Source organism: Streptomyces sp. CA-106110 (assembly GCF_050936285.1).
GTDB lineage: Bacteria > Actinomycetota > Actinomycetes > Streptomycetales > Streptomycetaceae > Streptomyces.
Genome location: NZ_JBNJNB010000001.1, coordinates 7,984,600 through 8,002,510, shown reverse-complemented (window position 1 = coordinate 8,002,510; position 17,911 = coordinate 7,984,600). Strand labels below are relative to the sequence as shown.

Sequence of the window (17,911 nt, the reverse complement as noted above, 5' to 3'; positions counted from 1 at the left end):
AGGCCCTATCCATGAGTCGTCCGATACACCGGAGTGCGGCATGAAGTTGTGGATGCTGACTTCGGTCACCGGAATCATCCTCGTCACGTGCATCGTCGTGTTGCTGCGCCGCCGCAAGCTCAAGGAGAAGTACGCGTTCCTCTGGGTGCTCACCGGTGTGGTGATCATCCCGCTCGGCTTCTTCCCGTCGGGTCTGGACTGGGTGGCCCGTGGCGTCGGGGTCGCCTCGGGCGTCAGCCTCATCCTGTTCCTGAGCGTGGCGTTCCTCTTCATCGTCTGCCTCCAACTGAGCTGGGAGGTCGGTCATCTGGAGGAAGAGGGCCGGACACTGTCCGAGGAGGTGGCGCTGCTCCGCGTCGACGTCCAAGATCTCCGGGCCCGGCTGAACGAGCACGAGGCCCCCGCCGTAGCTGCCGAACAGGGGGGCCGGAAGTGATCGACGGCAAGCGAGTACTGATCATTATGCCCGCCTGGAACGAGGCGGACGGCGTCGGCGACGTCATCAAGGAGGTCCACACCACGCTTCCGGGTGCGGACATCCTCGTCGTGGACGACGGCTCCGCCGACGACACGGCCGCCGTCGCCGGCGCGGCCGGCGCGACCGTGATGAAGCTGCCGTACAACCTCGGCGTGGGTGGCGCGATGCGGGCCGGCTACAAGTTCGCGCACGACCGCGACTACGACGTGGCCATCCAGGTCGACGCCGACGGCCAGCACGACCCGCGCAACGTGCCCGAACTGCTGGCCCGGCTGGACGGCGACGCCGACCTCGTCATGGGCGCCCGGTTCGCCGGCACCGGCGAGTACCAGGCCCGCGGCCCGCGCCGCTGGGCGATGCTCGTCCTCGCCTTCTGGCTCTCGCGCATGGCGCGCACCAAACTCACCGACGTCACCTCCGGCTTCCGCGCCTGTGGCCGCGATCTGATCGACGTGTTCGCCCGCTGGTACCCGGTCGAGTACCTGGGCGACACCGTGGAGTCGACGATCGCCGTGATACGGGCCGGCTACCGCGTCGAGCAGGTCCCCGTCGCCATGCGCGCGCGGACGACCGGCACGCCGAGCCAGTCGCCGTGGAAGGCCACGCTCTACCTCGGCCGCATCGGCATGATCCTGCTGCTCGCGTTCAGCCGCCAGTCCGCGCTCGGCCCTGTACGGAAGGGTAAGTAGGCCAGGTGCAGCCCCTCGACATCATGCTGCCGCACTACGGTGACACCGGTCTGATGCAGGCCGCCGTACACAGTGTGCTCGACCAGACCGACAAGGACTGGCGGCTCACCGTCGTCGACGACGGCCGCGAGGAGGGCGTACCGGAGTGGTTCGACTCCCTCGGCGACAGCAGGGTCCGCTATCTGCGCAATGAGCAGAACCTGGGCATCACCCGCAACTTCCGCAAGTGCGTGGAGCTGGTGGAGTCGACGCACTTCACCATGCTCGGCAGCGACGACCTGTTGATGCCGACCTATGTCGAGACGATCCGCGCGGCCGTCGAGGCCGTGCCGGACGCGGCGATCTATCAGCCGGGCGTCGAGGTCATCGACGAGCACGGCAACCCGTCCACCTCGCTGGGCGACGAGGTCAAGCGGCGGCTGTACGCGCCGAAGAACGACGGCCGCCGGCTGGAGCTCTCAGGCGAACCGCTCGCCGCGAACCTGCTCGGCGGCAACTGGCTGTACTTCCCGTCGATCTGCTGGCGGGCCGACGCCGTCAAGTCGGTCAACTTCCGTGAGGACCTCTCGGTCATCCAGGACCTTGCCCTGATCATCGAGCTGATCCAGCGCGGCGAGAAGCTGGTCGTCGACCCGGCGCCGGTCTTCCGCTACCGGCGCCACTCGGCCAGCCTCTCCTCGGCCGAGGCCGTCACCGGCGCCCGCTTCGGAGAGGCCGTGCGCTTCTTCAACGAGGTGGCCGACGAACTGGACCGGCACGGCTGGCCCAAGGCCGCCCGATCCGCCCGGCGCCACCTGTCCATGCGGCTGCACGCGCTGACCATGCTTCCGGGGGCGCTGCGCCACCGCCGGTCGGACGCCGTGCGCCGGCTGCTCGGGTACGCCCTGACCAGAACCGAGTGATCGTCTTCCGCGAAGCGGCACCAGGTGCCCTGCGCCCCGCGGAATTGTGACCCGCCTTCCCCCCTCCGAAAGCCCAGCCAACATGACTCCTATGCAAGCTGCAGAGCCGTCCACCGAGCCCCGGTTCAGCATCATCGTGCCGGCGTACGGTGTCGAGGCGTATCTGCGCGACTGCCTCGACTCCGTGCTGAGCCAGTCGTTCAAGAACTTCGAAGTCATCGCGGTCAACGACGCCTCGCCCGACGCCTGCGGCGAGATCATGGCCGAGTACGCGGCGGCGGACCCGCGCGTCATGGCGGTGCAGCTCGAACAGAACGTGGGTCTGGGCCGGGCGAGGAACGCGGGCATGGCCCGCGCACGAGGCACCTACCTGATCTTCCTCGACAGCGACGACGCGATGCTGCCGGGCTCCCTGCAGGCCATCGCCCGCCGCCTGGACGAAACCGGCGATCCCGAACTGCTGGTCTACGACTACGCCCGTACTTACTGGGACGGCCGGATCACCCCGAACACCAAGCGCGCGGTGCTCACCAACAGTCCGCGCGGAGCGTTCCGCCTGGACGACAGCCCCGGACTGCTCGAGCTGCTCCAGGTCGCCTGGAACAAGGCGTACCGCCGCGACTTCGTGGAGCGCTGGGGATTCGTCTACCCCACGGGCTACTACGAGGACACCCCGTGGACCTACCCGGTCCTGGTGGCCGCCGAGACCATCGCCGTCCTCGACCGGGTCTGTGTCCACTACCACCAGCGGCGTCAGGGCAGCATCCTGCACTCCACCAGCCGTAAACACTTCGACGTCTTCGACCAGTACGAGCTGGTCTTCGCGTTCTTGGCCGAGCACCCCGAGTTCGAGCGCTGGCACAGCGCGCTGTTCGAGCGTATGACCTTCCACCTGCGGGTGATCGAGAACATGCCCGGCCGACTGCCCGCCGGGGCCCGCGCCGAGTTCCGCGCCCGCCGGCTGCAAGCCGAGCAGACCAACCGCCCGGCCGGCTACCGTGAGCCGAAGGCCGCCACGTCGACGTCGGCAGCGCGCCGGGCCGCCAACCGGCTTCCCCGACCGCTGCGTTCCGCCGCCCGCAGGGCGTACCGTTCCGCCCGCAGGCTGAAGAAGCCGGTGCGTACCGCGGTCCTGGTGGCCTACTACCGGGCGCAGCGGATGCTGCCGGTGAAGAAGGACGTCGCCGTCTTCGCCGCGTACTGGAACGCCGACTACGCCTGCAACCCGGCGGCCATACACCGAAAGCTGCTCGAACTCGCCCCGGAGATCAAGTCGACCTGGGTGCTCAAGCCGGGCTCGCGCAACACTCCGCCGCCCGGTACCGCCGTCGTCCACCCGGGCTCCTTCGGCTTCTGGCGCGCGATGGCCCGCGGCAAGTACTTCGTCAACAACGTCAACTTCCCGACCCGCGTGGTCAAGCGGCCAGGGCAGGTCTTCGTGCAGACCCACCACGGCACACCGCTCAAGCGGATGGGCGTCGACCAGATCGAATACCCGCTGGGTCGCGCCGAGTTGGACATGGAGACGCTGATGCAGCGGGTCGACCGCTGGGATTACAGCATTTCCGCCAACAGCTTCACCACCGCCATCTGGGAGCGGGCCTACCCGGCTGGCTACACCTCCCTCGACTACGGCTACCCGCGCAACGACGTCCTGGTGAACGCCACCGACGAGGACAAGGCGCGAGCCCGCGAGAAGCTCGGCCTCGCCCCCGGCACCAAGGTCGTGCTGTACGCACCGACCCACCGCGACTACCAGGCCGTACCGCGGCCGCTGCTCGACCTGGAGCACTTCGCGCAGCAGCTCGGGCAGGACTTCACGGTGCTGGCGCGGGCCCACTACTTCAACCTGGGCACGGGCCCCGGCGCCGCGGACGGCTCCGGAATCGTCGATGTGAGCGGACACCCCTCGGTCGAGGAGCTGTACCTCGCGGCCGACTGCCTGCTGACCGACTACTCGTCGCTGATGTTCGACTACGCGCTCCTGGACCGGCCGGTAGTGACCTTCGCCAACGACTGGGAGATCTACCGGGCCACCCGCGGCACCTACTTCGACATACACGTCCAATCGCCCGGCCCTGTGGTGGCAACCGAGGAGGACCTTTTTGACGTCTTCCTCTCGGGGCGCTGGTGCGATGACGCGTCCACGAAGGCACGGGCGGAGTTCCGCAGGCGGTTCTGCGAGTTCGACGACGGCCGCGCCGCGGAGCGTGTGGTCCGCAGGGTCTTCCTGAACCAGGAGAACGTACCGCCGGTGGCGCTCTCCCCGGAGGGCCAGAGCCGCACCGCGCGGGGCTAGAGCTACCGTGTCCGGCGAGTCCGGTCAGCGCCGGACACGAACGAATACCTTGAGAAAGGCGCAGTACCCCAGATGCCTCCCCGTCTGTCACTAGTCGTTCCCTTGTACAACGTGGAACTCTTCCTCGACGAGTGCCTGCAGTCGATCGCGGACCAGACGTTCACCGACTGGGAGGCAATCGTCGTGGACGACGGCTCCACGGACGGCAGCCTGGCGATCGCCGAGAGATGGGCGGCGAAGGACAACCGGTTCCGCGTCGTCACGCAGGAGAACAAGGGGCTCGGACCGGCGCGGAACACCGGGGTCGCCCATCTGACCGAGGGCACCGAGTTCCTCGCCTTCGTCGACAGCGACGACAGCGTGCTGCCCGACGCGTACGAGCGCTGCATCGCCAGCTTGGTGGCGACCGGCTCCGATTTCGTCAGCGGCAACGTCAACCTGCTCAAGGCCGGCGAGATCCTGATCTCCCCGCTGCACGAGAAGCGGCTGCGCACCGACCGCAAGCGGACCCACATCACTCGGGACAAGGACCTCGTCTACGACCGCACGGCCTGGAACAAGGTCTTCCGCCGGTCGTTCTGGGACAAGCACGCCTTCGAGTTCCCCGGCATCCTCTACGAGGACGCCCCGGTCACCCTGCCCGCGCACTTCCTGGCCTCGGCCGTCGACGTCCTCGGCGAGCCGATCTACCTGTGGCGGCAGCGCACCGGCGGCGCGCCTTCCATCACCCAGCGCCGCACCGAGCCGGTCAACGTCCGCGACCGAATAAGATCGTGCGACTCCGTGAGCCGCTTCCTGGCCTCCCAGCCGGGCGAGGCGTACGCCCAGCACAAGCGCTGGTACGACGAGATCTTCATCACCGACGAGCTGCCGCTCTTCATGGGCGTCCTCGACGAGGCGGGCGAGGAGTTCCGCAACCTGTTCATGGCCGGCGCCGCCGACTTCCTCAGCCGGGTCGACCCGCGGATCATGCCCCGGCTGCCGGTCGCGCTGCGTCTCAAGTGCCACCTCATCCGCGAGGGCCGCCTCGACGAGCTCATGGAGCTCCTCGCCTTCGAGCGGGAGACCGGCCGGGCCGTTCCGGTGGTCCGTCAGGGCCTGCGCCACTTCGCTGACTACCCGGTGATCGACCGGAAGAAGCGCGCGGTGCCCCGCTCGGTGCTGCGCGTGGACTCCGACTTCTCGGCCCGGGCCCGCGCCGAGGAGCTTGTGTGGCGCGGCGGCCGTCTGCGCATCGACGGCCACGCCTACATCCGTAACGTGGCCGCCGAGCGCCCGCAGCGGACCGCCCTGCGCGTCCTGATGTTGCGCGAGGTCGGCAGCCGGCGCACGATCCTGGTGCGGCCCAACCGGACCCGTGCCTCGCGCGCCACGCAGACCTCCGGCCAGTCGCTGCACAACTACGACTGGTCGGGCTTCTCCCTCGATCTCGACCCGGCCACGCTCAAGGCTCGTGGCGGCTGGCGCGACGGCGTGTGGCGAATCACCCTCGCCACTGTCCAGCAGGGCATCGTCCGCCGGACCCGGCTCAAGGCGGGCGAGAGCGGCAGCGCCGAGAGCCCGGTCCCCTTCTGGGTGGAGAAGGACGTGCGGGTGGTCCCGTACGTCGCCGATGAGCACCTGTACGTGCGCGTCGAGCGGGTCCGCGCCAAGCTGGCCGGTCACCGGGCCGTGGACGGGGCCCTGGAGCTGACCGGTGTCCTCGGCCACGAAGCCGTCGGCGCCGCGCCGCTCACGCTGCGCCTCAGGCACGGTTCCTCCGAGGCGGTCCTCGAGTACCCGGTAGAGCGCACGTCCAGCGAGAAGTTCTCGGTCCGGGTACCGCTCGGCGACCTGGACGTCGAAGGCCGCGACTCCCGTAACCTGCATGTCGCCGACAAGTGGACGGCCGAGCTGGCGATCCAGGGCGGGCGCTGGTTCACCGTGGCCGTCGAGGCCGGCCAGGGCGACCTGGGCCGGCAGCACTCGCTCGACGGCAGCCCGGCTGCCGCGTGGGGTGGGCGCACCGTGGCCGTCACCGACGACGGCGTGGGCGGCCTGGCGCTGCGCACCCAGCCCGTCCAGCCCATGGTCACCGAACTCTCCGTCACCTCCGAGGGCCGGATCCTCCTGGCGGGCGCACTGCCCGCGACCGTGGACGAGCCGGTCGAGATCGTGCTGCGGCACAGCCAGCACGCCGAGGAGCACACCCACCCGGTCACCGTCACCGACGGCGACTTCCGGGCCGAGTTCCTGCCCGTGCCCGACAGCATCAGCGAGGTTCCGCTGCGCCAGGGCCGCTGGTATCTGTTCGCCCGCACCACCGGATCTCGCGTCGAGGTTCCGGTCCGCGCCGTACCGTCGACGCTCGCAGGACTACCGAAGCACTTCACCCTCCGCGGCCGGGACCACACACTCACCCACCGTTTCTTCGACCGGCTTCTGGTCGAGGCGGCACCCGACCTGGGCCCCCAGGAGTTCGGCTGGTTCCGCCAGCGCGAGCTGCGCACCCGTCTGTACGCGGAGGCGCGCACGGCCCCGCTGCGCGACACGGTCCTGTACGCCTCCTTCTCCGGCCGCCAGTTCTCGGACTCGCCGCGCGCGGTCTACGAGGAACTGCTGCGCCAGGGCGCCGACCTGGAGCACGTGTGGGTGGTGGAAGACCGCCGCGCCCACATCCCCGAGGGCGTCAAGGTCGTCCGGCGGTGGAGCAGCGAGTGGTACGAGGCGCTCGGCCGCAGCCGGTACATCGTCACCAACACCCACCTGCCGCACTGGGTCCGGCGCCGCGAGGGCCAGGTCATCGTGCAGACCTGGCACGGCACCCCGCTCAAGCGGATCGGCCACGACATCGACAGCGTCCAGTTCGCCGACCGCAAGTACCTGTCGAAGGTCGCCGAGGAGACGCCGAACTGGAGCTTCCTCGTCTCGCCGAACCGGTTCTCGACGCCGATCATGAAGCGGGCGTTCCAGTACGACGGCGAGATCCTGGAGTCCGGCTATCCGCGCAACGACGTGCTGCTCTCCGAGACGACGGAGCAGCTGGCGCGGACCGTGCGCGAGCGCATCGGCCTGCCGGAGGGCAAGAAGGTCGTACTGTACGCGCCGACCTGGCGGGACGACCAGTTCTACCAGGCGGGTAACTACAAGTTCGATCTGCGGCTCGACGTGAAGAAGGCGGCCGAGCGCCTCGGCGACGACCACGTTCTCCTCGTCCGCAAGCACTCGAACATCGTCGACGCGGTGCCCGGCGCCGGTGACGGTTTCGTCTTCGACGTGTCCAGCTACCCGGACATCGCCGAGCTGTTCCTGATCACGGACGTGCTGGTCACGGACTACTCGTCGCTCATGTTCGACTTCGCGAACACGGGCCGTCCCATGCTGTTCTTCACCTACGACCTGGATTACTACCGCGACCAGCTGCGCGGCTTCTACTTCGACTTCGAGAAGAGGGCCCCCGGTCCACTGCTGCAGACCTCGGACGAACTCATCGACGCGCTCGCTGACACCGAGCGGATCAGCGCTTCGTACACGGAGGCCTACCGCGAGTTCAAGGACGTGTTCTGCGACCTCGACGACGGACATGCCGCCGACCGGGTGATCACCCGGATGCTGGAACTCGCACACCCCGATCGACCGTCCACCAAGCCCGCGGAGCAGCGTTGAAAGTGCCCACGATCCCCTTCCCCAGAGGCTCGCTGAGAGAGCGCCTGGAGCGTATTCCGGCGCGGCGTCGGCTGCCGCTGGCCGTCTACGCCATCACGCAGATGATCTTTCTGCTCTGGTGGGCGGCCTTCTACCCGGGCGGGATGAGCTACGACTCCATCGCGTACGTGTGGCAGGTCACCACCGGTCACTGGATGTCCAACCACTCGGTGGCCTACAACGTACTGGTGTGGCTCTCGATCCAGCTCACCGGCGACCTGGCGCTGCTGACGTTCGCGCAGAGCGTTGCCATGGCGGCGTCGCTGGCCTACGCGACGGTCACGCTGCGGCAGTTCGGTGTGCGGGGCAAGTGGTGCGCGGCGGCCGCGATCGCGTGCGCGGCGCTGCCGTCGATCGGCTCGTTCACCATCTTCATCTGGAAGGACGTGCCGTTCGTCATCGGCGCGGTCCTGGCGTTCGCCGCGGCCGGGCGGCTCGTGGTGCGCCGGATGCGTGGGGTGCAGTCCGTACGGGACAAGGCGTTCCGGAACGAGATCGCGGTCCTGTTCGTCGGCTTCCTGTGCATGGGCCTGTCCCGCAACAACGGTCTGCTCGTCGCGGTCCTCGCCGCGCCGGTGCTGCTGCTCGTGCTGCCGAAGATGCGCAGGGCGCTGCTGGTCGCAACGGTGATCCCGGTGCTGATCTCGGGCCTGTTGAACGTGTGGATCTATCCCGCTCTGGGAGTGATCACGCCGACGAAGGACCAGGTGTACGCGATGAACTACGCCGACATCGCGGTGGTCTACGGCAAGTACCCGCAGACCTTCACCAAGGCCGACAAGGAGCTCATGGCGAAGGTGGCGCCGCTGTCGCACTGGAGCGGCCGGGCGGCCAACTGCTACAACGCCGACTGGGCGATGCAGAAGCCGATGAACCGCAAGATGGCCGCGAAGTACAACAGCGAGCTGATCGACCTGTGGATGCGGGTCCTGAAGCGGACGCCCGACCAGATGATCGGGGCGCGGTTGTGCCGCTCGCAGATTGCGTGGTCGCCGTTCCCGGGCCCGGCGGACATGCAGGGCAACACGCTGATCAGCCCCCCGTCCGTGCCGAAGAACCTGTTCGGCTGGACGGACTGGAACACCGACATGAGGGACAGCCCGTACCGCCCGGTCCTGAAGATCCGCCCGCTCAACGACCAGCTGCACGGCGTGGCGTTCTTCGTGTGGAAGGCCAGCAAGACGCCGCAGCTGCAGTGGCTGCTGTTCCGGGGTGCCACCTGGTGCTACGCGGCGTACGCGGTGTTCCTGGCGTTCTCGCGTCGGCACCGGAACTGGGCGCCGCTGGGCATGATGTCGATCCCGCTGGCACTCCAGTTGACGGTGGTGGCGGCGAACCCGGCCCCGCTGGCGCGGTACATGTTCGCGCCGATGTTCCTGGGCATCCTCACGCTGACGCTGATCGGCGCGAAGCCGCAGTTCGGCAGGCGGAGCGAGGGAGAGACCGGGGCCTCCGGTCCATCCAGCAAGTCGGAGGACTCCCCCGCCACCGACCGCGACCCGCAACCCGAACCGGTCGCCTGACCCCGGATACGACGAAGGGCCTGCCCGCATTCCCTCGGGAACGCCGGCAGGCCCTTCGTCATGTCGGTTCCGGGCGGGCCGACCCGACTAGAACGGCTCGAACCCGTCGAACTCGCGCTGCACCTCGTCCCGCTCCGTCTGCCGCTCACGACGACGCTGTGCGGCCGGGCGGGGAGCCTCGAAGCGGTGGTCCTCGCCGCGTCGGCCCAGCATCTCCGCGCCCGCCATCGCCGTCGGCTCCCAGTCGAAGACGACCGCGTTGTCCTCGGGGCCGATGGCGACGCCGTCGCCGGTCCGGGCGCCCGCCTTCATCAGCCCCTCCTCGACACCGAGGCGGTTGAGCCGGTCGGCGAGGTAGCCGACGGCCTCGTCGTTGTTGAAGTCGGTCTGCCGCACCCAGCGTTCGGGCTTCTCGCCCCGCACCCGGAACAGCCCGTCGTCCTCGCGCGTGACCGTGAAGCCGGCGTCGTCGACGGCCTTCGGCCGGATGACGATCCGCGTGGCCTCCTCCTTCGGCCGGGCGGCGCGAGCCTTCGCGACCAGCTCGGCGACCGCGTACGACAGCTCCCTGAGCCCGGTGTGCGCCACCGCCGACACCTCGAAGACGCGGTAGCCGCGCGCCTCCAGGTCGGGCCGGACCATCTCGGCGAGGTCCTTGCCGTCCGGCACGTCGATCTTGTTCAGGACGACGATCCGCGGACGGTCGCCGAGCCCGCCGTACTGCCGCAGCTCCTCCTCGATGACGTCGAGGTCGGACACCGGGTCGCGGTCGGACTCCAGGGTCGCCGTGTCCAGGACGTGCAGGAGCACACTGCACCGCTCCACGTGCCGCAGGAACTCAAGACCCAGTCCCTTGCCCTGGCTGGCACCGGGGATGAGTCCGGGCACATCGGCGATCGTGTAGACGGTCGAACCCGCAGTCACCACGCCCAGGTTGGGGACGAGGGTCGTGAACGGGTAGTCCGCGATCTTCGGCTTCGCCGCGCTCAGCACGGAGATCAGCGACGACTTGCCGGCACTCGGATAGCCGACCAGCGCCACGTCGGCGACGGTCTTCAGCTCCAGGACGATGTCCTGCACGTCGCCCGGCACACCGAGCAGCGCGAAGCCGGGCGCCTTTCGCCGCGCCGAGGCCAGCGCCGCGTTGCCGAGCCCACCCCGCCCGCCCTGGGCGGCTACGTACGACGTCCCGTGCCCGACCAGATCGGCCAGCACGTTGCCCGCCTTGTCGAGCACGACCGTGCCGTCCGGCACCGTCAGGACCAGGTCCTGACCGTCCTTGCCGGCCCGGAAGCCGCCCTCGCCGGGCTTGCCGTTGGTGGCCTTGCGGTGCGGGGAGTGGTGGTAGTCGAGCAGCGTGGTCACGGACTGGTCGACGGTGAGGATGACGTCCCCGCCGCGACCTCCGTTGCCGCCGTCGGGGCCGCCGAGCGGCTTGAACTTCTCACGGTGAACGGAGGCACAGCCGTGGCCTCCGTTACCCGCGGCGACGTGCAACTCGACGCGGTCCACGAAGGTGGTCATGGTGGGGTGCCTCCAGCACTTCAGCTACGTACGGATATGTCTTGTGTCAACACGCGAAAGGCGGACCCGCCTTCCCGACCGGGAAGTGAGGTCCGCCTCGCGAAACGTTCGGTCGAAGCCGTGAATCAGACGATTCAGGCGACCGGAACGATGTTCACGACCTTGCGGCCACGGTGGCTACCGAACTCCACCGCGCCGGCCTGCAGCGCGAACAGCGTGTCGTCGCCGCCACGGCCGACGCCCGCACCCGGGTGGAAGTGGGTGCCGCGCTGGCGGACCAGGATCTCACCCGCGCTCACGACCTGACCGCCGAAGCGCTTCACGCCGAGCCGCTGGGCGTTGGAGTCGCGACCGTTCCGGGTGGACGATGCGCCCTTCTTGTGTGCCATCTGTTCTCAGTCCCTTACTTCGCAGCCGGGGGGATCGCCGTGACCTTGATCGCCGTGTACTGCTGGCGGTGGCCCTGACGACGGCGGTAGCCGGTCTTGTTCTTGTAGCGCAGAATGTCGATCTTCTGGCCCTTGTGGTGGTCCACGACCTCGGCCTGGACCTTGATGCCGGCCAGCACCCACGGGTCGCTGGTCACAGCGTCGCCGTCGACAACGAGCAGGGTCGAGAGCTCGACCGTGTCGCCAACCTTGGCAGTGGAAAGCTTGTCAACCTCAACGATGTCGCCGACAGCAACCTTGTGCTGGCGACCACCGCTGCGCACGATGGCGTACACGCGGATCTCACTCTCTCGCTCGGGAACGGAACCCCGCAGGCCAGCCGCCCGGCATCGCGGACAGCCTCTCCCGGCCAGCCGTGTGCCCGGGAGGAAGAGGTTTACGGGGATGCGGCGGGTCAGTGGACACGCCGACGGTCAAGGGTACGGGGCCCGCCCCACAAGGGTCAAACCGGGCCCCGTCTCATCCGGCGACCGCCGCTGCGTAGTCCCTGTACGCCTCCTTGATCCGCGTCGGGGGCAGCTCGAGGTGCTCCAGGATCGTGTAGCGGCCGGGCCGGGTCTGCGGGGCGAACTCCACCGCCCGTACGAACTCGTCGTCGCCGAACCCGATCTCCTCCGCCAGCACCGGCAGCCCGTGCCTGCGCAGCGCCCTGGCCATCAGCCGGGACCCGTCGTGATCGCCGCGCAGATGCATGGCGAAGGCCGCGCCGAGCCCCACCTGCTCGCCGTGGCTGGCCGCCCGCTCGGGGTACAGCAGGTCGAGCGCGTGACTGATCTCGTGGCAGGCCCCGGACGAGGGCCGGGTGTGCCCGGCGATCGACATGGCGATGCCCGACAGCACCAGTCCCTCGGACAGCACCGTCAGGAACCCGTCGTCACCGCAGCCGCCCGGGTGCCGCAGCACGGCCTCGCCCGCCTGACGTGCCATCGCGGCGGCGAGGCCGTCGACCTTCTCGCCGTTGACGCGGTGGGACAGCTCCCAGTCCGCGACCGCGGAGATGTTGGACAGGGCGTCGCCGATCCCCGAGCGCACGAACCGGACCGGCGCCTCCCGTATCACCGTGAGGTCGATGAGGAGCGCGATCGGGTTCGGCACGCCGTAGGAGCCGCGTCCCGCGTCGTTGTCCAGGATGGACACGGGCGAGCAGATGCCGTCGTGAGAGAGGTTGGTGGCTACGGCGACCAGGGGCAGGCCGACGCGCGCCGCGGCGAACTTGGCGCAGTCGATGACCTTGCCGCCGCCCAGACCCACCACCGCGTCGTAACGGCCGGACTTCATCTCACCGGCCAGCCGGACCGCGTCGTCGAGGGTGCCGCCGCCGACCTCGTACCAGGTGGCGCCGGGCAGTGACGGGGCCAGCCGGGCGCGCAGCCGGGCGCCCGAGCCGCCGCTCACCGCGACGGCCAGCTTGCCCGAGTGCGAGATGCGCTCGTCGGCGAGCACGGTCGCCAGGTCGTCCAGGGCACCCCGGCGGATGTCGACGACGACCGGGGACGGGATGAGCCTGGTCAGTACCGGCACGCGATCTCCCGGCCCCTGGCGAGGTCGTCGTGGTTGTCGATCTCGACCCACGCGACGTCACCGATCGGCGCCACGTCGATCGTGAAGCCGCGGTCGACCAGCTCCTGGTAACCGTCCTCGTAGTAGAGCTGGGGGTCCCGCTCGAAGGTGACCCGTAGCGCGTCCGCCAGCTCGGCTGCCGCGTCGCCCTCGATGAGCGTGACGCCGATGTACTCGCCGGTGGCCTCGGACGGCTCCATCAGCTTGGTGATCTTCCGGACACCCTTCTCGGGGTCCACGACGACCTTCATCTCCTCGTCGGCGAGCGACTTCACCGTGTCGAGAGCGAGGATGATCTTCTTGCCGTCACCGCGGGCGGCCAACAGCGTCTTCTCGACGGAGACCGGGTGCACGGTGTCGCCGTTGGCGAGGATCACACCGTCCTTGAGCGCGTCACGGCCGCACCACAGGGAGTAGGCGTTGTTCCACTCCTCGGCCTTGTCGTTGTCGATGAGGGTGAGCTTCAGGCCGTACGTGCGCTCCAGGGCCTCCTTGCGCTCGTACACGGCCTCCTTGCGGTAGCCGACGATGATCGCGACCTCGGTCAGACCCACCTCGGCGAAGTTGCCGAGGGTCAGGTCCAGAACGGTCAGGGCATCCGGGTCGCCCTCCGGTCCCACCGGCACCAGCGCCTTGGGCAGGGTGTCGGTGTAGGGGCGCAGACGCCGTCCGGCGCCGGCCGCCAGCACGAGGCCTATCATCGCGGTTTTCTCCTTTTCTTTTCCGCCGAGGCCGCGGAAGGTGAGGTCTCGGCGTCACAACTGTCTGACGGGCGCGGTCCGCAACACGGTGGCTCGTGGCTCGGTCCCGTGGGGAAACAGCGTGGTCCTGCCCAGGAGCGGGCAGGACCACACAGCGTCGGACGACCGGGTCAGCTCTCGTCGGCGGAGGCCGCGACGGAGGACAGCGTCTGCTGCGCCGCCGCGGTCTTCTTCGCGGTCTTCTTCGCCGTCGTCGTAGCGGTCTTCGCCGCCTTCTTGGCCGTGGCCTTCTTGGCGGCGGTCTTCTTGGCCGCCGTCTTCTTCGTGGCGGCCTTCTTCGCCGTGGCCTTCTTGGCGGCCTTGCGAGCCGTCTTCTTGGCCGGGGCGCCCTCTTCGGCGGCCTCGGTCACCTCAGCGGTCTCCGCATCCTCGGTGGACTCGTCCGCCGAGGCCTCCTCCGACACCGACGGAACGACCACGACGGCCGTCTCCTCGGACGCGGTCGGCGCGGTGGCCTTGCGCACGGCACGGCGGCGCGGACGGGCCGGGGTGGCACCCTCGGCGGATGCCTCGACCGGGGCCTGCGGCTGCTCGGCCGGCGTCTCCTCGGCCTGGGCGGCCGCCGGCTCGGGCGCCGTCGGCGCGGACTCGGGAACCGTCACCACGGCCGCCTCGGCGCCCGCGGGGGAACCGGCGGGCGCCGACACCTTGCGGGTCGCCCGGCGGCGCGCCCGGCCCTTGGGCGCGGCCTCCTCCTCGGCCGGCGCGGACGGCGCCTCGACGACCGGGTCCTCGGCCGCCACCGGCTCGGCTTCCGCCTCCTGACGCGACTTCGGCACACGCTCGTCCGTACGGGACCTCGGCGCACGCTCCTCACGCGGCGCTCCCGCGGGGGCCGACGCCCTCCGGCCGGCCCTGCGGCGCGTACGGCCCCGGGACGCGGCCGCCTCGGCCTCGGCGACGCTGCTGTACAGCTCCTCGTCCGGGGCGAACGCGGGCTCCGGCATCGCGACGGGTGCCGCGCCCTCCGCGGCCACCTCGGCCTCGGTCTCCTCGACGACCTCCTCGGTCTCCGCGACCACGGCCTCGTGCATCTCGTGCTCGTGCTCGGCACCGCCCCGGCCGCGCTTCCTGCGCTTGCCGCCGGTGGAGACGGGCGCCTGGTCCATGTGGACGATCACGCCGCGGCCGTTGCAGTGGACACAGGTCTCGGAGAACGACTCCAGCAGGCCCTGTCCGACGCGCTTGCGCGTCATCTGCACGAGACCGAGCGAGGTCACCTCGGCGACCTGGTGCTTCGTACGGTCCCGGCCCAGGCACTCCAGCAGGCGCCGCAGCACCAGGTCCCGGTTGGACTCCAGCACCATGTCGATGAAGTCGATGACGATGATGCCGCCGAGGTCGCGCAGCCGCAGCTGACGGACGATCTCCTCGGCCGCCTCCAGGTTGTTCCTGGTGACGGTCTCCTCGAGGTTGCCGCCCTGACCGGTGAACTTGCCGGTGTTGACGTCGACGACGACCATCGCCTCGGTCCGGTCGATCACCAGCGAACCGCCGCTGGGCAGCCACACCTTGCGGTCCAGCGCCTTGGCGAGCTGCTCGTCGATCCGGTACGTGGCGAAGACGTCGACCTCGGAGGTCCACCTCTGCAAACGGTCGGCCAGGTCGGGCGCTACGTGCGAAACGTACCCGTGGATGGTCTGCCACGCCTCGTCGCCGCTGACGATGACCTTGGAGAAGTCCTCGTTGAAGATGTCGCGCACGACCCGGACGGTCATGTCCGGCTCGCCGTACAGCAGCGACGGTGCGTTCGAGCCGCCGCCGTTCTTCGACTTCTTCTGGATGTCCTCCCACTGCGCCTGCAGCCGCTCGACGTCCCGGCGCAGCTCGTCCTCGCTCGCGCCCTCGGCAGCGGTGCGCACGATGACGCCCGCGTCCTCGGGAACGATCTTCTTGAGGATGGTCTTCAGCCGGGCCCGCTCGGTGTCGGGCAGCTTGCGGCTGATGCCGGTCATCGAGCCCTCGGGGACGTACACGAGGTAACGGCCCGGGAGGGAGACCTGGCTGGTCAGACGGGCACCCTTGTGGCCGATCGGGTCCTTGGTGACCTGGACCAGCACGGACTGCCCGGACTTGAGGGCGGACTCGATGCGGCGCGGCCCGTTCGCCATGCCCAGCGCCTCGAAGTTGACCTCGCCCGCGTACAGCACGGCGTTGCGGCCCTTGCCGATGTCGATGAAGGCGGCCTCCATCGACGGCAGGACGTTCTGCACCTTGCCCAGATAGACGTTGCCGACGTACGAGGTCGCCTGCTCCTTGTTGACGTAGTGCTCGACGAGCACGCCGTCCTCCAGGACGCCGATCTGCGTGCGCTCGCCGCTCTGGCGTACGACCATCACGCGCTCGACGGCCTCGCGGCGGGCCAGGAACTCGGCCTCGGTGATGATCGGCACACGGCGGCGGCCCTGCTCGCGCCCCTCACGGCGGCGCTGCTTCTTGGCCTCCAGACGGGTCGAGCCCTTGATGGACTGCACCTCGTCGGTGCCGTCACCGGCCCGCTCGTCCTTCTTGCGGGGCTCGCGCACCTTGACCACCGTGCGCTCGGGGTCGTCCGAGGACGGCTCGGCGTCGGCGGCCGTGTCACCGGCCCGGCGGCGGCGACGGCGACGGCGTCGGCTGCTGCTGGACGACGAGGGCTCCTCGCCGTCCTCGTCCGCCTCCTCGGCGTCCTCCTCGATCTGCTCCGCGGTGTCCTCGGCGTCCTGCGCGGCCTGCTCGGAGGCGAGCTCCTCGGAGTCCTCGGACTCCCCGGCCTCACCCTCGGCGGACTCGCCACGGCGACGGCGGCGACCACCACGGCGACGGCGACGGCGCGAACCGGTCTCCTCCGCCTCCTCGGTGTCGTAGCCCTCGGCCGACTCCTCCGGCTCCTCCGGCTCCTCTGCCTCGTCCACCTCCTCGGTGGCCTCCGGCGTCACGGGGGCGTACTCCTCGTCACTGCCTCGGCGACGGCGGCGACGGCGCTGCCCCGCGAGCTCCTCCTCGCCGGCCTCCTCCTGCTGCTCCACGGCCTCGGCGGCAGCGGCAGCGGCGGCCCGCTGCGGGGTCTGGAACATCGGCTCGGTGAAGACCGGCGCCTGGAACACGGCGACCGCGGGCCGCGCGGGCCGCTTCACGGTCTCGCCCGCCTCCTCCGCGACAGGCCGCGCGGGCTCGGAGAACCCGGTGGCGGCCTTGCGGGAGACGCGACGGCGGGAACGGCGCGATGCGCCCTCCTCGGCGACCGGCTCGGACTCCGGCGCGGCGGCCGCCTCGGCGGCGGTCGGCTCAGCCTCCGCGGGGGCGCTCACGGGCGCCTCGACGGGCTCTTCGGCGGTCTCCGCCGCAGGCGCACCGGCCGGCGCGGAGACTCGGCGGCCGGCCCGGCGACGGGTGCGGCGCGAGGCGGCCTCTTCGGCCTCGGCAACCGGTTCGGCCTGCTCGCCGACCGGCGCCTCGGCGGGCACGGCGACCGGCTCGGGCTCATGGGTCTCTACGATCTCGGCGGCCTCCGGCGACGCGGCGGGCGCGGACACACGGCGCGTGGCACGACGACGCGTACGCGGCGGAGCCGCCTCCTCGGCGGCAGCCTCCGCGGTCACCGGCGTCTCGGCGCTCTCCGCGGTCTGCGCCTCCTCAGCCTCGCCGGAAACGGCAGGCACCACGACCTCAAGGGTCTCGGCGGCCTCCGGCGACGCAGCGGGCGCCGACACACGGCGCGTGGCACGACGACGCGTACGCGGCGGAGCCGCCTCCTCGGCGGGGGCCTCCTCCGGCTGCGTCTCAGGGGAAACGGCGACCTCGGCCACCGCCTCCGTCTCTTCGATCTCCTCTGCCCCGGGGGCTTCCGCGACCTCCGCCGCCTCGGCGGGCGGTTCGGTCTCGGCAGCGGCCGGTATGGCCGGTCCGGTCACGGTCTCGGTCGCCGCGGCGTCGGCCGCGGTCGACGGCGGTCCCGCCGGGCGCGACGCTGCGCGGCGCCGACGGCGCGGCGGCAGCGTGTCGCTGGGGGTGGTGTTCTCGGAACCCTGGGTGGGTTCGGTCGGTTCGAGCATGCGGGCGT

12 protein-coding genes are annotated in these 17,911 nt (G+C 70.2%); 6 read left to right on the top strand and 6 right to left on the bottom strand.

Translation table 11 applies throughout. From position 1 onward, the window contains the following. Window positions 1-40: 40 nt before the first annotated feature. From ACQEXA_RS36830 to ACQEXA_RS36805, 6 genes are all read left to right on the top strand, one after another. Window positions 41-436 carry a DUF2304 domain-containing protein gene (locus ACQEXA_RS36830; protein WP_432927604.1) on the top strand — a complete coding sequence of 132 codons (396 nt, stop codon included), beginning with the start codon at window positions 41-43 and terminating at the stop codon, window positions 434-436. Continuing rightward, window positions 433-1,167, top strand: coding sequence for a glycosyltransferase family 2 protein (locus tag ACQEXA_RS36825; RefSeq protein WP_432927606.1), 735 nt, complete (start codon window positions 433-435; stop codon window positions 1,165-1,167). Before ACQEXA_RS36830 ends, ACQEXA_RS36825 begins: the two co-directional genes overlap by 4 nt. Window positions 1,168-1,172: 5 nt before the next feature. Continuing rightward, a complete protein-coding gene (locus ACQEXA_RS36820) occupies window positions 1,173-2,069 on the top strand; it encodes a glycosyltransferase family 2 protein (protein WP_432927607.1) in 897 nt (298 codons plus the stop codon). Between the two features lie 91 nt (window positions 2,070-2,160). Then, complete coding sequence (locus ACQEXA_RS36815) at window positions 2,161-4,368, top strand: bifunctional glycosyltransferase/CDP-glycerol:glycerophosphate glycerophosphotransferase (RefSeq protein ID WP_433132215.1); 2,208 nt, start codon at window positions 2,161-2,163, stop codon at window positions 4,366-4,368. Window positions 4,369-4,440: 72 nt separating this feature from the next. After that, complete coding sequence (locus ACQEXA_RS36810; RefSeq protein WP_432927611.1) at window positions 4,441-8,013, top strand: CDP-glycerol glycerophosphotransferase family protein; 3,573 nt, start codon at window positions 4,441-4,443, stop codon at window positions 8,011-8,013. Between the two features lie 2 nt (window positions 8,014-8,015). Further along, window positions 8,016-9,575 carry a DUF6020 family protein gene (locus ACQEXA_RS36805; RefSeq protein WP_432927612.1) on the top strand — a complete coding sequence of 520 codons (1,560 nt, stop codon included), beginning with the start codon at window positions 8,016-8,018 and terminating at the stop codon, window positions 9,573-9,575. An 87-nt stretch (window positions 9,576-9,662) separates the two neighbouring features. On the opposite strand, the gene obgE is transcribed toward ACQEXA_RS36805, so the two are convergent. The 6 genes from obgE to ACQEXA_RS36775 form a co-directional block, all read right to left on the bottom strand. Beyond that, window positions 9,663-11,099, bottom strand: coding sequence for a GTPase ObgE (gene obgE, locus ACQEXA_RS36800; protein WP_432927614.1), 1,437 nt, complete (start codon window positions 11,097-11,099; stop codon window positions 9,663-9,665). A 134-nt stretch (window positions 11,100-11,233) separates the two neighbouring features. Continuing rightward, window positions 11,234-11,488 carry a 50S ribosomal protein L27 gene (rpmA, locus tag ACQEXA_RS36795; RefSeq protein ID WP_365884299.1) on the bottom strand — a complete coding sequence of 85 codons (255 nt, stop codon included), beginning with the start codon at window positions 11,486-11,488 and terminating at the stop codon, window positions 11,234-11,236. Window positions 11,489-11,502: 14 nt separating this feature from the next. Further along, on the bottom strand, window positions 11,503-11,823 hold the full coding sequence (gene rplU, locus ACQEXA_RS36790; protein ID WP_432927616.1) for a 50S ribosomal protein L21: 321 nt from the start codon (window positions 11,821-11,823) through the stop codon (window positions 11,503-11,505). Between the two features lie 184 nt (window positions 11,824-12,007). Continuing rightward, window positions 12,008-13,069: an iron-containing alcohol dehydrogenase family protein gene (locus ACQEXA_RS36785; protein ID WP_432927617.1), complete on the bottom strand. Its 1,062-nt coding sequence runs from the start codon at window positions 13,067-13,069 to the stop codon at window positions 12,008-12,010. Continuing rightward, entirely contained in the window at window positions 13,057-13,809 is a 753-nt protein-coding gene (locus ACQEXA_RS36780) for a sugar phosphate nucleotidyltransferase (protein WP_432927618.1), read from the bottom strand. The genes ACQEXA_RS36785 and ACQEXA_RS36780 overlap by 13 nt, the downstream gene beginning before the upstream one ends. A gap of 170 nt (window positions 13,810-13,979) precedes the next feature. Next, entirely contained in the window at window positions 13,980-17,903 is a 3,924-nt protein-coding gene (locus tag ACQEXA_RS36775; protein ID WP_433132213.1) for an Rne/Rng family ribonuclease, read from the bottom strand. Window positions 17,904-17,911: the final 8 nt, after the last annotated feature.

Bases quoted from the DNA above. Each gene is read 5' to 3' on its own strand.
- ACQEXA_RS36830 (WP_432927604.1), top strand. From the start codon at position 41: ATGAAGTTGTGGATGCTGACTTCGGTCACCGGAATCATCCTCGTCACG.
- ACQEXA_RS36780 (WP_432927618.1), bottom strand. From the start codon at position 13,809: ATGATAGGCCTCGTGCTGGCGGCCGGCGCCGGACGGCGTCTGCGCCCC.
- ACQEXA_RS36810 (WP_432927611.1), top strand. From the start codon at position 4,441: ATGCCTCCCCGTCTGTCACTAGTCGTTCCCTTGTACAACGTGGAACTC.
- ACQEXA_RS36815 (WP_433132215.1), top strand. From the start codon at position 2,161: ATGCAAGCTGCAGAGCCGTCCACCGAGCCCCGGTTCAGCATCATCGTG.
- rpmA (WP_365884299.1), bottom strand. From the start codon at position 11,488: ATGGCACACAAGAAGGGCGCATCGTCCACCCGGAACGGTCGCGACTCC.
- obgE (WP_432927614.1), bottom strand. From the start codon at position 11,099: ATGACCACCTTCGTGGACCGCGTCGAGTTGCACGTCGCCGCGGGTAAC.
- ACQEXA_RS36775 (WP_433132213.1), bottom strand. From the start codon at position 17,903: ATGCTCGAACCGACCGAACCCACCCAGGGTTCCGAGAACACCACCCCC.